13 protein-coding genes and 1 pseudogene are annotated in these 15,696 nt (G+C 64.3%); 3 read left to right on the top strand and 11 right to left on the bottom strand.

Annotated elements, in window-relative coordinates; translation table 11 throughout:
- Positions 1-18 precede the first annotated feature (18 nt).
- The 8 genes and pseudogenes from CK489_RS14080 to CK489_RS14045 form a co-directional block, all read right to left on the bottom strand.
- Positions 19-711, bottom strand: a complete 693-nt coding sequence (locus CK489_RS14080) for an amino acid ABC transporter permease (RefSeq protein WP_095732685.1) — start codon at positions 709-711, stop codon at positions 19-21.
- 2 nt (positions 712-713) lie between these two features.
- On the bottom strand, positions 714-1,445 hold the full coding sequence (locus CK489_RS14075; protein ID WP_095732684.1) for an amino acid ABC transporter permease: 732 nt from the start codon (positions 1,443-1,445) through the stop codon (positions 714-716).
- 183 nt (positions 1,446-1,628) lie between these two features.
- Positions 1,629-2,552: an amino acid ABC transporter substrate-binding protein gene (locus CK489_RS14070; RefSeq protein ID WP_245350371.1), complete on the bottom strand. Its 924-nt coding sequence runs from the start codon at positions 2,550-2,552 to the stop codon at positions 1,629-1,631.
- Between the two features lie 30 nt (positions 2,553-2,582).
- A pseudogene (locus CK489_RS14065) lies at positions 2,583-3,432 on the bottom strand (alpha/beta fold hydrolase).
- Positions 3,429-3,845 carry a hypothetical protein gene (locus tag CK489_RS14060; protein ID WP_050628483.1) on the bottom strand — a complete coding sequence of 139 codons (417 nt, stop codon included), beginning with the start codon at positions 3,843-3,845 and terminating at the stop codon, positions 3,429-3,431. Before CK489_RS14060 ends, CK489_RS14065 begins: the two are co-directional and overlap by 4 nt.
- Positions 3,846-4,032: 187 nt before the next feature.
- Positions 4,033-4,881 carry an IclR family transcriptional regulator gene (locus tag CK489_RS14055; protein WP_094193955.1) on the bottom strand — a complete coding sequence of 283 codons (849 nt, stop codon included), beginning with the start codon at positions 4,879-4,881 and terminating at the stop codon, positions 4,033-4,035.
- A 242-nt stretch (positions 4,882-5,123) separates the two neighbouring features.
- The gene (locus CK489_RS14050) at positions 5,124-6,410 is read right to left on the bottom strand and encodes an MFS transporter (protein WP_050628482.1); all 1,287 of its coding nucleotides are present in this window, start codon (positions 6,408-6,410) and stop codon (positions 5,124-5,126) included.
- An 88-nt stretch (positions 6,411-6,498) separates the two neighbouring features.
- Positions 6,499-7,881, bottom strand: a complete 1,383-nt coding sequence (locus CK489_RS14045; RefSeq protein WP_095733633.1) for a M20 family metallopeptidase — start codon at positions 7,879-7,881, stop codon at positions 6,499-6,501.
- 232 nt (positions 7,882-8,113) lie between these two features.
- Here CK489_RS14045 and CK489_RS14040 point away from each other — a divergent pair, with 232 nt between their 5' ends.
- Positions 8,114-9,499, top strand: a complete 1,386-nt coding sequence (locus CK489_RS14040) for an LLM class flavin-dependent oxidoreductase (protein WP_050628481.1) — start codon at positions 8,114-8,116, stop codon at positions 9,497-9,499.
- Between the two features lie 52 nt (positions 9,500-9,551).
- Here CK489_RS14040 and CK489_RS14035 read toward each other — a convergent pair whose 3' ends face one another.
- Positions 9,552-11,216, bottom strand: coding sequence for a thiamine pyrophosphate-binding protein (locus CK489_RS14035; RefSeq protein WP_095732683.1), 1,665 nt, complete (start codon positions 11,214-11,216; stop codon positions 9,552-9,554).
- A gap of 295 nt (positions 11,217-11,511) precedes the next feature.
- Here CK489_RS14035 and CK489_RS14030 point away from each other — a divergent pair, with 295 nt between their 5' ends.
- Positions 11,512-12,996, top strand: a complete 1,485-nt coding sequence (locus CK489_RS14030) for a hypothetical protein (RefSeq protein ID WP_095732682.1) — start codon at positions 11,512-11,514, stop codon at positions 12,994-12,996.
- A gap of 109 nt (positions 12,997-13,105) precedes the next feature.
- On the opposite strand, the gene CK489_RS14025 is transcribed toward CK489_RS14030, so the two are convergent.
- Together CK489_RS14025 and CK489_RS14020 are read right to left on the bottom strand one after the other, a co-directional pair.
- Positions 13,106-13,621 (bottom strand): GFA family protein, encoded by a 516-nt coding sequence (locus CK489_RS14025; protein ID WP_245350370.1) that lies wholly within the window; start codon positions 13,619-13,621, stop codon positions 13,106-13,108.
- A gap of 164 nt (positions 13,622-13,785) precedes the next feature.
- A complete protein-coding gene (locus tag CK489_RS14020; RefSeq protein ID WP_095732681.1) occupies positions 13,786-14,913 on the bottom strand; it encodes an alkene reductase in 1,128 nt (375 codons plus the stop codon).
- Positions 14,914-15,013: 100 nt separating this feature from the next.
- On the opposite strand from CK489_RS14020, the gene CK489_RS14015 reads away from it, so the two are divergent.
- Positions 15,014-15,397 (top strand): winged helix-turn-helix domain-containing protein, encoded by a 384-nt coding sequence (locus tag CK489_RS14015; protein WP_050628477.1) that lies wholly within the window; start codon positions 15,014-15,016, stop codon positions 15,395-15,397.
- The last annotated feature ends 299 nt before the right edge of the window (positions 15,398-15,696 follow it).

The following is a 15,696-nucleotide window of genomic DNA, read 5'->3' as shown; positions in this document are numbered from 1 at the left end:
ACTTTTCCGGGTCGTGCCTTAGCGAATAATGGCAATGCGCGACTGCAGGCGGCGGACGCCGAACGACGCGACACAGGAAATGACGAAGTAGACCAGCGCGGCGAACAGGTACATTTCGACCAGACGGCCGTCGCGCTGCGCGACCTTGCTGGCGGCGCCGAGGAAGTCCGGGATCGACAGCACGTAGACCAGCGAGGTGTCCTGGAACAGCACGATGGTTTGCGTCAGCAGCACCGGCAGCATGTTGCGGAACGCCTGCGGCAGCACGACGTAGCGCATCGACTGCGCGTAGGTCAGGCCAAGCGCGCTGGCCGCGGCCGGCTGGCCCTTCGAGATCGACTGGATGCCGGCGCGCATGATCTCGGAGAAATAGGCCGCCTCGAATGCGATGAAGGTGATCAGCGAGGAGGCGAAGGCGCCGACTGTGATCGGCCGCGACGCGCCGGTCAGCCACTGTCCGATATAGGGCACCAGAAAGTAGAACCAGAAGATCACCAGCACCAGCGGCAGCGAGCGGATGAAGTCGACATAGAAGCCGGCGATGCGCCCGAGCCACTTGTAGCTCGACAACCGCATCAAGGCGATCAGGGTGCCGAACACCAGGCCGCCGAACGCGGCGAGCGCCGTCAGGGTCAACGTGAAGCGCATGCCCTCGAAGAAAAGATAGGGCAGCGCGCGGCGGATGACGTCGAAATCGAAATTGCCGAGCATCGTTATTTGCCCGTGATGTAGCCGGGGATCGCGACATAGCGCTCGAGGAAGCGCATCGCGGTGACCACGACGAAATTGAGGAGGAGATAGAGCACGGTCGCCGCCGTGAAGGCCTCGAACACCTGGAACGAGAACTCCTGCATCGAGCGCGCCTCGCCCGTCAGCTCGATCAAGCCGATGGTGATGGCGACCGCGCTGTTCTTGATGGTGTTGAGGAATTCGGAAGTCAGCGGCGGCAAGATGATGCGGAACGCCATCGGCAGCAGCACATAGCGATAGGTCTGCACCGTGGTGAGGCCGAGCGCGGTCGAGGCCTGCTTCTGGCCGCGCGGCAGCGAGGTGATGCCGGCCTGCAATTGCACGGCGACGCGCGCCGACATGAACAGGCCGACGCCGATCGCGGCGGTCCAGAACGGCGCGTTCGGCAATTGCTTCAGCCACAGCCCGGCGGACCTCGGCAGCAGCTCGGGCAGCACGAAGAACCACAGGAACAGCTGCACCAGCAGCGGCATGTTGCGGAAGAACTCGACCCAGCAGAAGCCGACCCATGACGCCGTCCGCGACGGCAGCGTGCGCAGCACGCCGATCACCGAGCCGGACGCCAGCGCGATGATCCAGGCGAGCACCGACACCTTGATGGTGACCACCAGTCCCGACAGCAACAGGTCGAGATAGGTGCCGGTCCCCATCGGGTTCGGCTCGAGAAAGATGTGCCAGTTCCAATTATAGTTCACGGGTCCCCCACGCGGCCGCGCCGGTCACGCTCAACGGCAACGTCTGCGCATCCAAACGCGATGCGCCGACGATATGCAAATGTCCGGCCATTCTCCTCCAAAAATGGCCGGACACGCTTGGTTCTTTGGTCCACCTGGCGGGGCGGCGCTTTGCGCCGCCTCGAACCATGAGGTCTCGGCAGCTTACTTGTACGAATCCGGATCCGGCGAGTCCGACGGCTTGGCGAACTCGTGCTTCAGCTCCGGCCCGAGCTCGACATTGAGGGTCAGGCCCTTCGGCGGAATCTTCTGCATGAACCACTTGTCGTAGATCTTCTCGCCTTCGCCGCTGGTGTAGAGCGCCGCGGTGGCGGCGTCGACGACCTTCTTGAACGGCGCGTCATCCTTGCGCAGCATGATGCCGTAGGGTTCCGGCTTGGAGAACGCATCCTTGGAGATGACGTAGTCGCCCGGCGACTTCGAACCGGCGACGAGGCTGGCGAGCAGGATGTCGTCCATCACGAAAGCGACCGCGCGGTCGGTCTCGACCATCAGGAAGGCTTCGGCGTGATCCTTGGCCGGAATGATGTTGGCGCCGAGGCCGCGCGCGACATTGGCTTCGGTGAGCTGCTTGATGTTGGTGGTACCGGCGGTCGAGACCACCGACTTGCCCTTCAGGTCGTCGATCGACTTCAGCCCGCTCGACTTCTTGAAGACGTAGCGGCTGGCGGTCAGGAAGTGGGTGTTGGTGAACCAGACTTGCTTCTGGCGCTCGGCATTGTTGGTGGTCGAGCCGCATTCGAGGTCGACGGTGCCGTTGGCCATCAGCGGAATGCGCGTCGCCGAGGTGACCGGGTTGAGCTTGACCTCGAGCTTGTCGAGCTTCAGCTCCTTCTTGATCGCATCGACGATCTTGTAGCAGATGTCCATGGCGTAGCCGACGGGCTTCTGGTTGTCGTCGAGGTAGGAGAACGGAATCGAGGAATCGCGGTAGCCGAGCGTGATCGCGCCGGTGTCCTTGATGTTCTTCAGCGTTCCGGTCAGCTCCTCGGCCTGCGCCTGGCTCGCGCCGAGCGCGGCGGCGAGCGCGGCGGCGAGCGCGAAGCCGATGAGATATTTGCGTGTCATACGTCTACTCCTTGCGTGAAAACGGTCGATTTACTGCGTGAGAATGTCGGCGAGGACGGGTGCGATGTAGCGGCGAAACTGTCCGGGATTCTCGCTCATTGGAAAATGACCGAGATGCTCCATGATCGTGACGCTGGCGCCCCCTATAGCCGCTGCCGTCCGCCTCGTGTCCTCAGGCGTGCAGGAGAAATCATACTCGCCCGTGAGCAGATAGAGCTTGCATACTTTAGTATCGATTGACGCGACGCGGCCGCGCAGGTCGCCATCGACACGGTAGAAATACAGGTCGCCCCTTGAACACGCCGGGGCCGCCCTGCTTGTAGCCCCACAGCGTTTCCATCCGCGCCGCTTCGGGGCTCTGTGGCGCAATCAGCCCCGACACCAGCGCCGCGCAGACTTCGCCGCCATGGACGTCCGGACGATTGAGCCAGTCGGTGTCATACCACGGCGCCTGGAAATCGGCGGCCTCGAGCCCGATCAATGCGCGGAACTCGGCGGCATGTTCGATCGCAAGGTTGAGAACGATGCGGCCGCCGATCGAGCAGCCCATCACGACCGGCTTCTCCAACCGCAGCGCGCGGCAGAAGGCGCGGATCGTTTCGGTATAGCGCGCGGTGGTGAGTTGGTATTCATCGCCGGTCCAGCTCATCGGCGGATTCGACTTGCCATGCCAGGGCATATCGAAGGCAATGATGCGGAAATTTTCGGCAAATTGCGCGTCCGCGAGCAGATGCCGCCACTGCCGCGCGTCGGATCCCGCGGTGTGCAGGCAGACCAGCGGGATGCCCGTGCCGTTCTCCTCGAAATAAATGCGGTGCAGCTCGCCGCCGATCTCGACGTGAACGTAGCGGCCGACCATCGGCTCGATGTAGCCGTTCATGAGGCGGTCGCCGCGAAATGCTGCCGCGGCAGCGCCAGCAGGTCCTTGAAGTATTGCAGATGCGCCATGAAGGGATGCAGGTCACCCTCCAGCACAGCCTCGCCGCGCTTGGTCAGCGCCAGCAGGTCGTGCCAGCCGGGTTTCGGCTCGGCCTGCCAGTAGGCGGCCCAGGCCTGCGGCGTCGCGCGATAGGCGAAACGCCACGAGCGCATCAGGACTGGCGCAGGCACCAGCTCGACGATGCGCCCAGCGCGGATCACGGCATGAGATGGCCGCGCCATCGGGCCGATCAGGCAGTCGCAATCGAGCAGCCGCCCGCGCGAGACCAGCCGAGGCGCCCGGTCGAGCAATGCGGGAAGGCCGGCAAACGCCGTCGTCACAGCGTCGTCGGTGGCGTCAGGCGATAGCGTCATGTTGTTGGGCAGGTTTCCTCGGCGAGCGCGGCCATGATGACGGCAACCGCCCGTTCTCGCAAGCCGCTGACACCCTTGGGTTCCTCAGATTAATCGCTTGATTAAACCGACCCGCCCGGTCAGTGCGCAGGCTGGAACAGCCGAATTCCTGCTGCCAGGAACTGCCAAATCCCGACTCCCGATCCGGTCAGCTCGTGACCTTTGCGGACCGCCCGTTCTTCGGCGCCTGTGCCATCGCGCGGGCAAGCACCTGGGCTTCCTTCTTCAGCATGTCGGCGAGTTCGCCCTCGCGGCGGCGGATGCGGTCGGTGGCGGCGCCGATCGACAGCGCAGCGACCACCTCGCCGGCATCATCGCGGACCGGAACGCCGACACCGCCCATGCCGGGGAACGCAGCGTCGAGCAGCACGGTGTGGCCGGCCTTGCGCGCCACCGCGATCCGCTCGCGCAGGAATTTTGGCGTGATGCGCGGCGATTTCGCCAGCCGCGGCACGATCACCTCGATCACGGCCTCGATCTCGGCGTCCGGCAGCCAGACCAGCAGCGCCAGCGCGCCGGCGCCGACACCGAGCGGACGGCGGCTGCCGATCTGCAGATAATTCGGCTGCAACGGGTGGCTGCCGACCGAGCGCGCCAGATACAGCGCCTCGACGCCGGATCGTACCGACAACAGCGCCGTGTCCGCCGAGCGCTCCGACAGCCGCAACAGGCTCGGCTGCGCCAGCTCCGCGATGTCGACCGAGCGGCGCGCGCCGACCGCCATCACCCGCGCCTCCTGGCCGAGCTCATAGGTCTTGGCACCGGTGACCCTGGAGACAAAACCTTCCTCGATCAGCGAATTGAGGATGCGCAGCGCGGTCGCCTTGTTGAGCGAGGTGGTGTCGGCGATGTCGGTCAGCCGCAACGGCGAGCGCTGCGCGAGCACGCGCAGGATCGCGCAGACCTTCTGGATTGCGTTGAACTTGTCGGGTTGGCCCGGATCCGGTGATGGCCTCTTGCGGCTGGTCCGTGCGGTCGCAGTCGTGGAGGCGTTCATGCCCTGGCCTTCCTTGCCTTCAATTCCAAGATCGTGAAGCGGGCACGATGAAGCAACGCGCCCGGCGGCGGCATCCTAAGACGGATGACGCGCGCCGCACACCGTATACTTTCGTCAGATGAAACTTTGATTTCGACTATCTACGCTGCTTTGCAACAATCTGGATATTCGAATTTCGTTTCACGAAATCAGGTACGGTTTGCGCATGATCATCTCGAAAAGCCGCTTCGCACTTTTCCGGATCATGCGAGCCGCAGCCTGCGGATCGTGAAGAGTGCAGCAAGGCTGAGGATGCAGACCGCGGTGAGATAATAGCCCGGCGCAAGCTCGCCGATCAGCGCAAAGCTTCCCATCCAGGTCATGATCGCCGGCCCCATGCCGCCGAACAGCGTGACGCCGATATTGTAGCTCAGGCCGAGGCCGGTCGCGCGCGTCGCCGGCGGAAACAGCTCCGACATCAGCGCGGCCAGCGGCCCGTAATACAGCGCCTTGAGCACGCCGAGCCAGAGCACGCCGAGCAGGATGATCGCAGGCGTCGGCTTGCCCGTGAGCAGCAGGAAGGCCGGGAAGATCGACACCAGCAGCAGCAGCGCAAACAGGATCATGTGCGTGGTGCGTCCGATCTTGTCGGAGACGAAGCCTGCGATCGGCGCCAGCAGCGCGACCGCGGTCTGCGCAGCGAATGCGGCGGTGAAGCCGATCGATGGCGCGAGGTTGAGCGTCTTCACCACATAGGTCGGCATGTAGACGATCAGATAGTTGACGGCGGTCGAGACCGCGAGCGCGCCGATCGCAAGGATCGTGGGGAGCATCTGCCGCGCGAACACTTCCTTGACCGGCGAGTCCTGTTGCCCCGCCGCAGGCGGCGGGGTGGCATCGTCGACATGGTTGCGGATATAGATGCCGACCGGGCCGATCAGCACGCCGAACAGGAACGGCAGCCGCCAGCCCCAGGATTGCAGGTCCTCCGGGCTCATCAGCGAGGTCAGGAGCGCACCAAACCCCGCGCCGAGCAGGCCGCTGACGCCTTGGCTCGCGAACTGCCAGCTGGCGACAAAACCGCGCCGCTCCGGCATGTGCTCGACGAGGAACGCGGTCGAGGAGCCGAACTCGCCGCCGGCGGAAAAGCCCTGCACCAGCCGCGCCAGCATCACCGCGATCGGCGCCAGGATGCCGATGGTCTCAAAGGTCGGCATCAGCGCCAGCACCAGCGTGCCGAACGTCATCAACACGATCGACAGCATCAGCGAGGCCTTGCGGCCGTGACGGTCGGCATAGGCGCCGAGCACGACGCCGCCGATCGGGCGGATCAGGAACGACAGGCCGAAGCTGCCGAAGGTCAGCAGCAGCGAGGTGGTCGGATCATTGGCCGGGAAGAACGCCTTGGAGAGGTAGACCGCGAAATAGGCGTAGACCGAGATGTCGTACCATTCGAGCGCATTGCCAATCGAGGTCGCGACGATCAGGCGGGTGATGTTTTTCTTGGTCGTCACGTCGGCCTGAGAGTTAATCGGCGTCGATAGCGTCATCTAGATTCCTTGGCGAACTCAGGCTTTCTCGCTGCTTCTCTTCTCCTCTCCCCGCAAGCGCGGGGTGAGGGAGCCATCCAGTCGTGCGTCACTTGCGCGGCGTCTCGCCGAGGTCCCAGAACAGGCCGGCCATGATGGTCAGCGCCTCCTCGGTCACCGGCAGCAGGATGTGCTCGTCCGGCGCGTGCTGCGAGCAGCCCGGGTAGGAATGCGGCACCCAGATCGTCGGCAGGCCGAGGCCTTCGGAGAACACGTCGTTCGGCAGCGAGCCGCCGAAGTTCGGCAGCACCGCCGGCGCCTTGCCTGTCGTGGCGCGGATCGAGTTCGCGGCCCAGTCGATCCATGGGCTGTCCATGTCGGTGCGCGAGGCGCCGAAACGCTGCGCGCCGGACACCTCGACCATCGGGAAGCCGTTCTTGTGCAGATAGTCGCGGACTCCATCGATCACTTCGAGATATTTCGTGCCGACCACGAAGCGGAGTTGCAGCACCGCATTCGCCCTGCCGGGAATCGCGTTGGCGGGCTTGTCGATATTGCCCGCCGACATCGCCAGCACTTCGAGCGTGTTCCAGGCATAGAGCCGCTCGGCTGCGGTCAGGCCCTCCTCGCCCCAATCTTCCGCAAGCTGAGGCTCGTCCGCCGTCGGCTTGATCTCGACGTCGGCGAGCGCGGCGCGGACGCGGTTCGAGATCGGCGGCGGTTTGAGGATATCGAGCTTCATGCGGCCCTTGCCGTCGACCAGACTCGCGATCGCATTGGCCAGGATAGTCGCGGGATTGGCCAGCACGCCGCCCCAATTGCCGGAATGGTTGCCGCCTTCGCGCAGATTGACGTCGAGATGGATGCGGTTGCCGCCGCGGCAGCCGAGGAAGATGGTGGGACGTTCCACCGACAGCCGTGGCCCGTCGGAAGCAATGAAAAGATCGGCCTTCAGCTCCTCGCGATGCGCCTCGCAGACCTCGCGCAGGTCGGGCGAGCCGATCTCCTCGCCGGTCTCGATGATGAACTTGGCGTTGAAGCCGAGCTTGCCGCCGCGCGCCTGCTTCACCGCACGGAGCGCGGCCATGTTGATCGAATGCTGGCCCTTGTTGTCGGCGGTACCGCGGCCATAGGCGCGATCACCCTTGACCGTGATCTGCCAGGGATTGAGCCCGTCGCGCCATTCGCCGACCATGCCGTCGACGACGTCGCCATGGCCGTAGGTCAGCACGGTCGGCCGCGCGGCATCTTCCTGGTAGTCGGCAATCAGATAGGGGCCGCGGCCGGTCGGCGATTCGATCAGCCTGGTCTTGAAATCGAGCTCGGCGAAGGCCGGCTGCAAATTCTCCACCAGATAGGCGCGCAACGCGTCAGCCTTGTCGGCATTCAGGCTCTCGGTCTGGTAGCCGACCCTGCGATCCAGCTCCTTCAGGAACTGTCCCGATTGAAAATGCTCTCGCACGTTTGCGATTGCGTCTTCCCGTGTCGCCATGATTGTTCCTTCGTCCGGTCGCGTCTTGGCATGATCCCGTCGGATCGCTGCGTCGCACATCCGGATCATGCTTCTGGAGGCCGGCAACCTATCGGGATCGGCCCGCCACCGGAAGGGTGTGAATCGCGAAGGGGCCTTGCCAAAACGTGGGAAGTCGCACCAATTTGATGCGGGACGCCCAACCGGGCAGCAATCGAAGCGGCGCTCAAGGTTTCGACCAAGGTTTTCGACAATGACAAAACAAATCCGGCTCAACGCCTTTGCCATGAACTGCGTGGCGCATCAGTCGCCGGGGCTATGGACCCATCCGCGCGACCGCACCAAGGACTACAACAAGCTGTCCTACTGGACCGACCTGGCGAAAACGCTGGAGCGCGGCCGGTTCGACGGCCTGTTCCTCGCTGATGTGCTCGGGGTCTATGACGTGTATGCGGGCAATCCGGATGCGGCGCTGCGCAACGCGGCGCAGACCCCGGCCAACGAGCCGTTGATGCTGATCCCCGCGATGGCCGCGGTGACTGAAAATCTCGGCTTCGGCGTCACCAGCAATCTCTCGTTCGAGCCGCCCTACCCGTTCGCGCGGCGGATGTCGACGCTCGACCACCTGACCAACGGCCGGGTCGGCTGGAACGTGGTGACCGGCTATCTCGATTCGGCGGCGCGCGGCGCCGGCAAGGACAAGCAGACCGCGCATGACGACCGCTACGAGCTCGCTGACGAATATATGGAGCTGGTCTACAAGCTCTGGGAAGGCAGCTGGGAGGACGACGCTGCGATCCGCGACGTCGCGCGCGGCATCTTCACGGATCCGTCGAAGGTGCATCGGGTGCAGCACGAGGGCGCCAACTACCGGCTCAACGCGATCCATCTGTCGGAGCCGTCGCCGCAGCGCACGCCGGTGCTCTATCAGGCCGGCACCTCGCCACGCGGCCGGCAATTCGCCGCCGAGCACGCCGAATGCGTGTTCATGTCGGGCCCGTCAGCCAAGGTGATCGGCCCGCGGGTGTCGGCGATCCGCGAACTCGCGGCAGCGAAGGGCCGCAACGCAGCCGAGATCCTGATGTTCTCGATGATGTGCATCGTGGTGGCGCCGACCGAGGCCGAGGCCAAGGCGAAGTACGCGGAGTACCGCAGCCATATCAGCCACGAAGGCGCGCTGGCGCTGATGTCGGGTTGGACCGGGGTGGACTTCTCGACCTATTCGCTCGACCAGGAGGTGCGGCACGTGCAGAACGATGCCGGCCGCTCGGCGATGGACAATGTCACCCGCGCCGATCCCGACCGGGTCTGGACCGTGCGCGAGGTCGCCGAGCATGTCGGCATCGGCGGCGCTGGCCCCGTGGTCGTCGGAACGCCCGAGCAGGTCGCCGACAAGATCGAGCAATGGTTCGAGGACACCGATGTCGATGGCCTCAATGTCGCGTTCGCGATCTCGCCCGGTGACTTCGAAGACATCGCCGACATGCTGGTGCCGGAGCTGGTCAAGCGCGGGCGCTACAAGCAGGACTATGCCAAGGGCACCTTGCGCGAGAAGCTGTTCGGCGCCGGGCGCGCCAAGGTCGACGACACGCATCCGGCGAGCCGGTATCGCGTGAAGCGGAGCGCTGCGGCGGGGTAGACGCCGTCATTCCGGGCGGTCCGCAGGACCGACCCCGGAAATGACGTCCCAACTAATTCACCGAGTTGCTAACCACCACTTCGATCAGCTTCGCACCCGGGCGGCTGAACGCGGATTTCAGCGTGGCCTTCAGCTCCCGCGGATCCGTCACCTTGATCGCCTCGAGCCCGAGCGAGCGCGCGATGCCGGTGAAATCGACGGGCGGATCGATGAAGTCCATGCCGACGTAGTTGTCGTCGCCATGGAAGGCGAGCAGGCGCTGTTTGATGATGCGATAGCCGCCATTGTTCACGATGACGAAGTTGAGCGGCAGCTTGTGGTTGGCTGCGGTCCACAACGACTGGATCGAATACATCGACGAGCCGTCGCCGGAATAGCACACTACCGGGCGCTGCGGATTGGCGAGGCTGGCGCCGACCGCGGCCGGCAGACCCCAGCCGATACCACCGGAAGCCAGCGCGTGATAACCATAGCGGTCGCGATGCGCGCGCAGCGCGATGATCTGGCGCGACGAGGTCAGGCCCTCGTCGACCAGGATCGCATTGTCGGGCATCGCTTCCACGACCTGCAACGCGAGCCAGTCCGGATCGATCGGCGAAGTCTGGCTCACCTTGGAGATCTGCTCGACCAGCGCCCTGCGCTTCGCCGCCCAGTTCTTCGATGCGAGCGCCGCAAGCCCCTGCTTCGCGCGCGTCTCCAGCGCGCTGCCGCCGAGCTCCTTCAATGCCGGGACCAGCGCACGCAGCGTTTCCTTGACGTCGGCCTTGACCGCGATCTCGGCGCCATAGTTGCGGGCGAGGTCGCTGTCGACCAGCCCGACCTGCACGATCGAGAGCCCGTCCGGCAGCGGATCGACCTCGCTGTAGACCGACATCCGCAAGGGATCGCCGCCGAGCGCGATCAAAAGATCATGCGGCGCCAGCACGTCGCGCGCGACCTTCTGCAGCCGCGCGATCGCGCCCATGAAGCTCGGGCTTTCCGACAGGAAATGCGCGCCATAGGGCGTCGACGATTGCCAGGCCGGGCAGCCCAGCGTCTCGGCGAGGTCGGCGGCTTCGCGCAGCGCATCGCTCTTGACGATCTCGTCGCCGACGACGATCACCGGACGCTCCGCCTTGAGGATGCGCGCGGCCAGTGCTTTCAGCGAATCCTCCGACGGCCGGACGCGGGTGTCGACCCGGGTAGAGCGGCCGAGCTCGATGCCGGCTTCAGCGTTGAGGATGTCGCCGGGCAGCGAGATGAACACCGGACCGGTGGGCGGCGTGGTCGCGATCTTGGCGGCGCGGCGCACGATGCGCGGCAGATCTTCCAGCCGCGTCACCTCGACCGCCCATTTCACCAGGGGAGTGGCCATCTGCACCAGCGGACCGAACAGCACCGGCTCGGTCAAGCCGTGGCCCTGCTCCTGCTGGCCGGCGGTGAGGATCAGCGGCGTACCGGTGAAGCTCGCGTTGTAGAGCGAGCCCATCGCATTGCCGAGGCCGGGCGCGACATGGACGTTGCAGGCAACGAGCTTGCCGGAGGCGCGGCTGAAGCCATCGGCCATCGCGACGACCAGGCTCTCCTGCATCGCCATCACATAGGTGAGATCGGGATGGTCCTTGAGCGCATGCATGATCGGCAGCTCGGTGGTGCCGGGATTGCCGAACAGATGGGTGACGCCTTCATCCTTCAGCAATGCCAAGAATGCCGAGCGGCCGGTGATGCGATTCTTCATGTTCCCTCCAGGCCTGCCAGCACGTTGGCCGACGGCACCGAAAGAGATGACCAAACTTGCGCTTTGGGAGCAATCGAGCGGCCGGTCATGGCCGCATTCCGCAGGCGCGCGCCTGGCGTACCCATGCGAGCACCATGATGATCGCGAGTTCCGGGAAACTCCCTCGGCGGGCAGCGTCGAATTGCGCCGCCGAGATTAACGCTACTTTAGCGAGAGTGTCCTAAAGCGGCGGTTGTTTGTCTCCACCAGGCAGGCCGAAAGCCCGCAGGCCCCGCTTCGATCGCAGGACTGATTCATGGACGCGCTGGCGGCTTGGAACGGCACCAAGCTTGAGAGAGGACCAGGAACGATCAAGCTCGCGAAGCCGGGAATCTATCTCTTCGTGATCGCGTTCTCATCGGTGTACTACCTGGCAAACGGGCCGCTTCTGCTTGGCCACCTCGACCTCGGATGGCACCTCGCCGCCGGAGACTTGATCAGAGAACGCGGCAGCGTCCCGTTCCAGGATCCGTGGTCATTCACCCTCGGCAACAGGCAATGGTACAATCTCTCCTGGCTTTGGGACGTGATCGCCAGCGTGGTGTTTCAATACACGGGATACACCGGCCTCACATTGGCAGTCGTTGCATGTGGCGCGGTGATCGCCGGATATCTCACATCGATCTGCCTCGGCAGCGGCGCCTCGGCGCTCGCGGTCGGCATTTCCGTTCTGACCGCCTGCGTGCTTTACCCGGCCTTTGCGACAGCCCCGAACTCCTATCTCTCGGCGTCGCCAAACACCCCCACCATGGTGTTCTGCGTCATCTTCTACGCGGAGTGCTTGAAACGAACCCGATGGTTCCTGCTGCCCGTGATGATGGTGCTTTGGGCCAATCTGCATGGCGGCTTCATGCTCGGGCTACTCCTCATCGGTTTTTTCGGCGCGGTGTCCGTGCTCAAGCGAGACTGGGCAGGCCTTAGGATCTACAGCTTCGCAGCGGCCGGCTGCCTCGTCGCCATCCTCGTCAATCCTCTCGGCTGGCACATCTACAACGGCGTCGCGACCACGCTGGGCCATTTTGCACAGGCGCATATCACCGAGTGGTGGTCTTATGCTGCGAACTTCACCATGCCGGGAAGCGTTCCCGGTATCGTCTATATCGCCATGTTCGTTGCGTTCGAGCTCCGCCATCCGGCGGCTTCGACCGCTCCTCTGGAGTCGCGACTGCTGGCCTGGCTGTTCCTGCTGTTGGGATTCTATCAATACAGATACATGTCGTTCTTCTTCATGTTCGCGGCGGTGCCGCTGGCGCTGCACCTGGACCGGCTGCTGCCCAAGCAGCTGAATGAGCTCAAGGTGCAGAGCTCGTTGCTGGTGGCCGGCATCGTTGGAATGTGCGCTCTGCCGCTGACCCTGATATACGTCAAACCGGCGCTCGCGCTTCCACAGCTGCTGTCGGAACAGGATGCGCGCTATCTTCAAACGCATTTTCCGCATGCACGGCTCCTGAACCACTGGAACGTCGGCGGACTCCTGATCTTCTACACGCGCGGTACGGTGCCCGTGTTCATCGACGGCCGGTCGGCCACCGCCTATCCCGACGAGCTCTTGCGCGACTATTTCAGCCTGATCAAATGGGAGATCGACGAGCCCGCCTGGGATGCCGTGCTCGACAAGTACAAGATCGATACGGTGCTCTGGGTGAAGGCGCATGAACCTCTGAAGCGATTCCTCGTCGACAAGAGGGGATGGACCGAGGAATACGCCGGAACGGACGAGGTCATCTACGTGAAGCACTGACGCGGCGTTGGTGCGACCGCCCCGCCCGGAAGCTGACGAGCGCTGTTCGCGTCGCTTGTTTGTGCATGATCTTTTCGGAAAACCGCTTCGCACTTTTCCGGATCATGCATCAGAACATCCCCTCGCGCTCACTGCGCTTCTTCTTTTTCGACCGCTGCCAGACCACGCCGGGATAGCCCTTCAGCGGCACCAGCGGCTCGCCGGTGTAGGCCCATTCCTGCAATTCCTCGATCGCAATGTGGTAGAGCGGCTGCCGGCCGGTGCGCCCCGAGAACAGCGCGCGCGGGATGTTGACCATGTGCGGCGACCGCGCGCGCTCATAGATGATCGGCGTGCCGCAATTGGCGCAGAAGCTGCGCGCGGTCTTGCTCTTCGCATCCTCGTAACGCGACAGCTCGCTTTCGCCCTGCGTGATGCGGAAGCGCTTCTTCCAGCTGCCGACATAGGTCGCATAGACCGCGCCATGCGCACGGCGGCTGGCGGCAGTGTGATCGTGCCAGGCCCAGCGCGCCGGCACGTCGATCTCGAACCGCACCTTGCCGCACAAACATTGCCCCGCCGCGGGCTTCGCCGGCGCCACGGGCTTTGGCTTCTTGGTCGGCTCGAATTCGTCGTCCGGAAACATCAGGAGCGCTCCATTGCTCGGCGTCATTGCGAAGTGACGACGCAATCCATCTCTCCGCATATCGGAGATATGGATTGCTTCGCTTCGCTCGCAATGACGAAGATGGAGGCATTGTAGCCCGGATGCAGTGCAGCGAAATCCGGGCTACGAGGCCTGCTAAAGACTTACGCCTGCGCCAGCTCGTCGTGCACGGGATAGTCCGTGTAGCCCTTTTCCTCGCCGGCATAGAAGGTGGCGCGGTTGTACTTGGTCAGCGGATAGCCGCGTTGCAGGCGGCGCGGCAGATCCGGGTTGGAGATGAAATAGCGGCCGAACGCGATCGCATCGGCATGGCCCTCGGCAAGTGCGCGCTCTGCGCTGTCGCCGACGAAATTGCCGGCGGTGATGAGCACGCCGCTCCACATCGGCCGGTACAGCACCATCGCGGACGGCACGTTCTGCCAGTCGACGTCGGCGCGGCCGGTGCCCGAGGCGCGCGGCTCGATGAAATGCAGATAGGCGAGCCCGAACTTGTCCAGCGCCTTGATGGCGTGGCTGTAGAGCGGCATCGGATCGGCCTCGCCGCTGCCATTGGCAATGCCGTAGGGCGAAAGCCGCACGCCGACACGGTTGGCGCCCCACACCTCGGTCACCGCCTGCGTCACCTCCAGCAGGAAGCGGACGCGGTTCTCGATGGAGCCGCCATACTGATCGGTCCGCACATTGCTCTTCGATTGCAGGAACTGCTCGATCAGATAGCCATTGGCGCCATGGATCTCGACGCCGTCGAAGCCGGCGGCGAGCGCGTTCTTCGCGCCCTGCCTGTAAGCCTCCACCATCAGTGCGACCTCGGCGGTCTCGAGCGCACGCGGCGTCTCGTACTCGACGACCTTGCCGTCCGCCGTCATGCACTTGAACTCGGCGGAGATCGCGACGGCCGACGGCGCCACGGGCAGCGCACCGTCAGGCTGGAACGAGGAATGCGAGACGCGGCCGACGTGCCAGAGTTGCAGGAAGATCAAGCCGCCCTTGGCGTGCACGGCATCGACCACCTCGCGCCAACCCGCGATCTGGGCCTCGCTGTAGATGCCGGGAACGCCGGGATTGCCGAAGCCGGTGGCGACGACGGGCGAGGCTTCCGCGATCAGCAGGCCGCCCGGCGTCGCGCGCTGCGCATAATATTCCGCGTTCATCGGCCGCGGCGCGAGGCTCGGCCGCGCCGCCCGCATCCGCGTCAGCGGCGCCATCACGACACGGTGCTTCAGCTCATAGGGACCGACCTTGAGCGGTGAAAACAGCGATGAAGAAGTCATGCCTACCCCAAATATTCTTTTGCGATTTCCCGTTATGTAACGGGTTCATCTTGTTCATGAAAGGAGGTAGTGGCAATCTGTTGCCGAGAGAAGGTCTCCCATGTCGAAATCGAGCGCCTCATCGCTCCCCTCCCTGAGCGTCCGCATCGACCTCGATGCCGAGGACCGGATCGGGCCGGGCAAGATCCTGCTGCTGGAAAACATCAGGGAATGCGGCTCGATCTCGGCCGCCGGCCGCGCCATGGACATGAGCTACAAACGCGCCTGGGACCTGGTCGACGAGATCAACCGCATCTGCCGGCAGGCGGCGGTGGAGCGGCAGACCGGCGGCAAGAACGGCGGCGGCGCGGTGCTGACCCCGTTCGGTCTCTCCCTGGTGGCGCGCTACCGCAAGATCGAACGCGACGCGGCGAGTGCCGTGCGCAAGGAGCTCGAGGCCCTGCGCAGCGACATCGGCAAGCCGAGGAAGGCCGCGGGGCGGTAGACGCAAGGCTGTCGCAGGGACGCGTTACGAAAATATCGAAAACAACCCCATGCAAAGGAGCCGGCGGGGCCGGCGTTCGACACGGCAGCTTGACGTGTCGGGCAAATCAGGGGTATATTTCTAATATTCCGAAATATCACAAAAGCGTCCCTTCACCCGCAGGGGCAGCGCTATTGCATATGAATTCGAGTTGCATCGGCGGTCGGCTCCCTCTCCCGCTTGCGGGGGAGGGTTGGGGTGGGGGCTCTCTCCACGTTCCACACTCCCAGGCCCCGGGGCGGGCGTCTATTTAGTCGAGC

It is taken from the genome of Bradyrhizobium sp. UFLA03-84 (genome assembly GCF_002289535.1).
In the GTDB taxonomy this organism is placed as follows: domain Bacteria; phylum Pseudomonadota; class Alphaproteobacteria; order Rhizobiales; family Xanthobacteraceae; genus Bradyrhizobium; species Bradyrhizobium viridifuturi.
The sequence above is the reverse complement of the archived record's forward strand: the minus strand, read 5'-3'. Positions and strand labels throughout refer to the sequence as shown.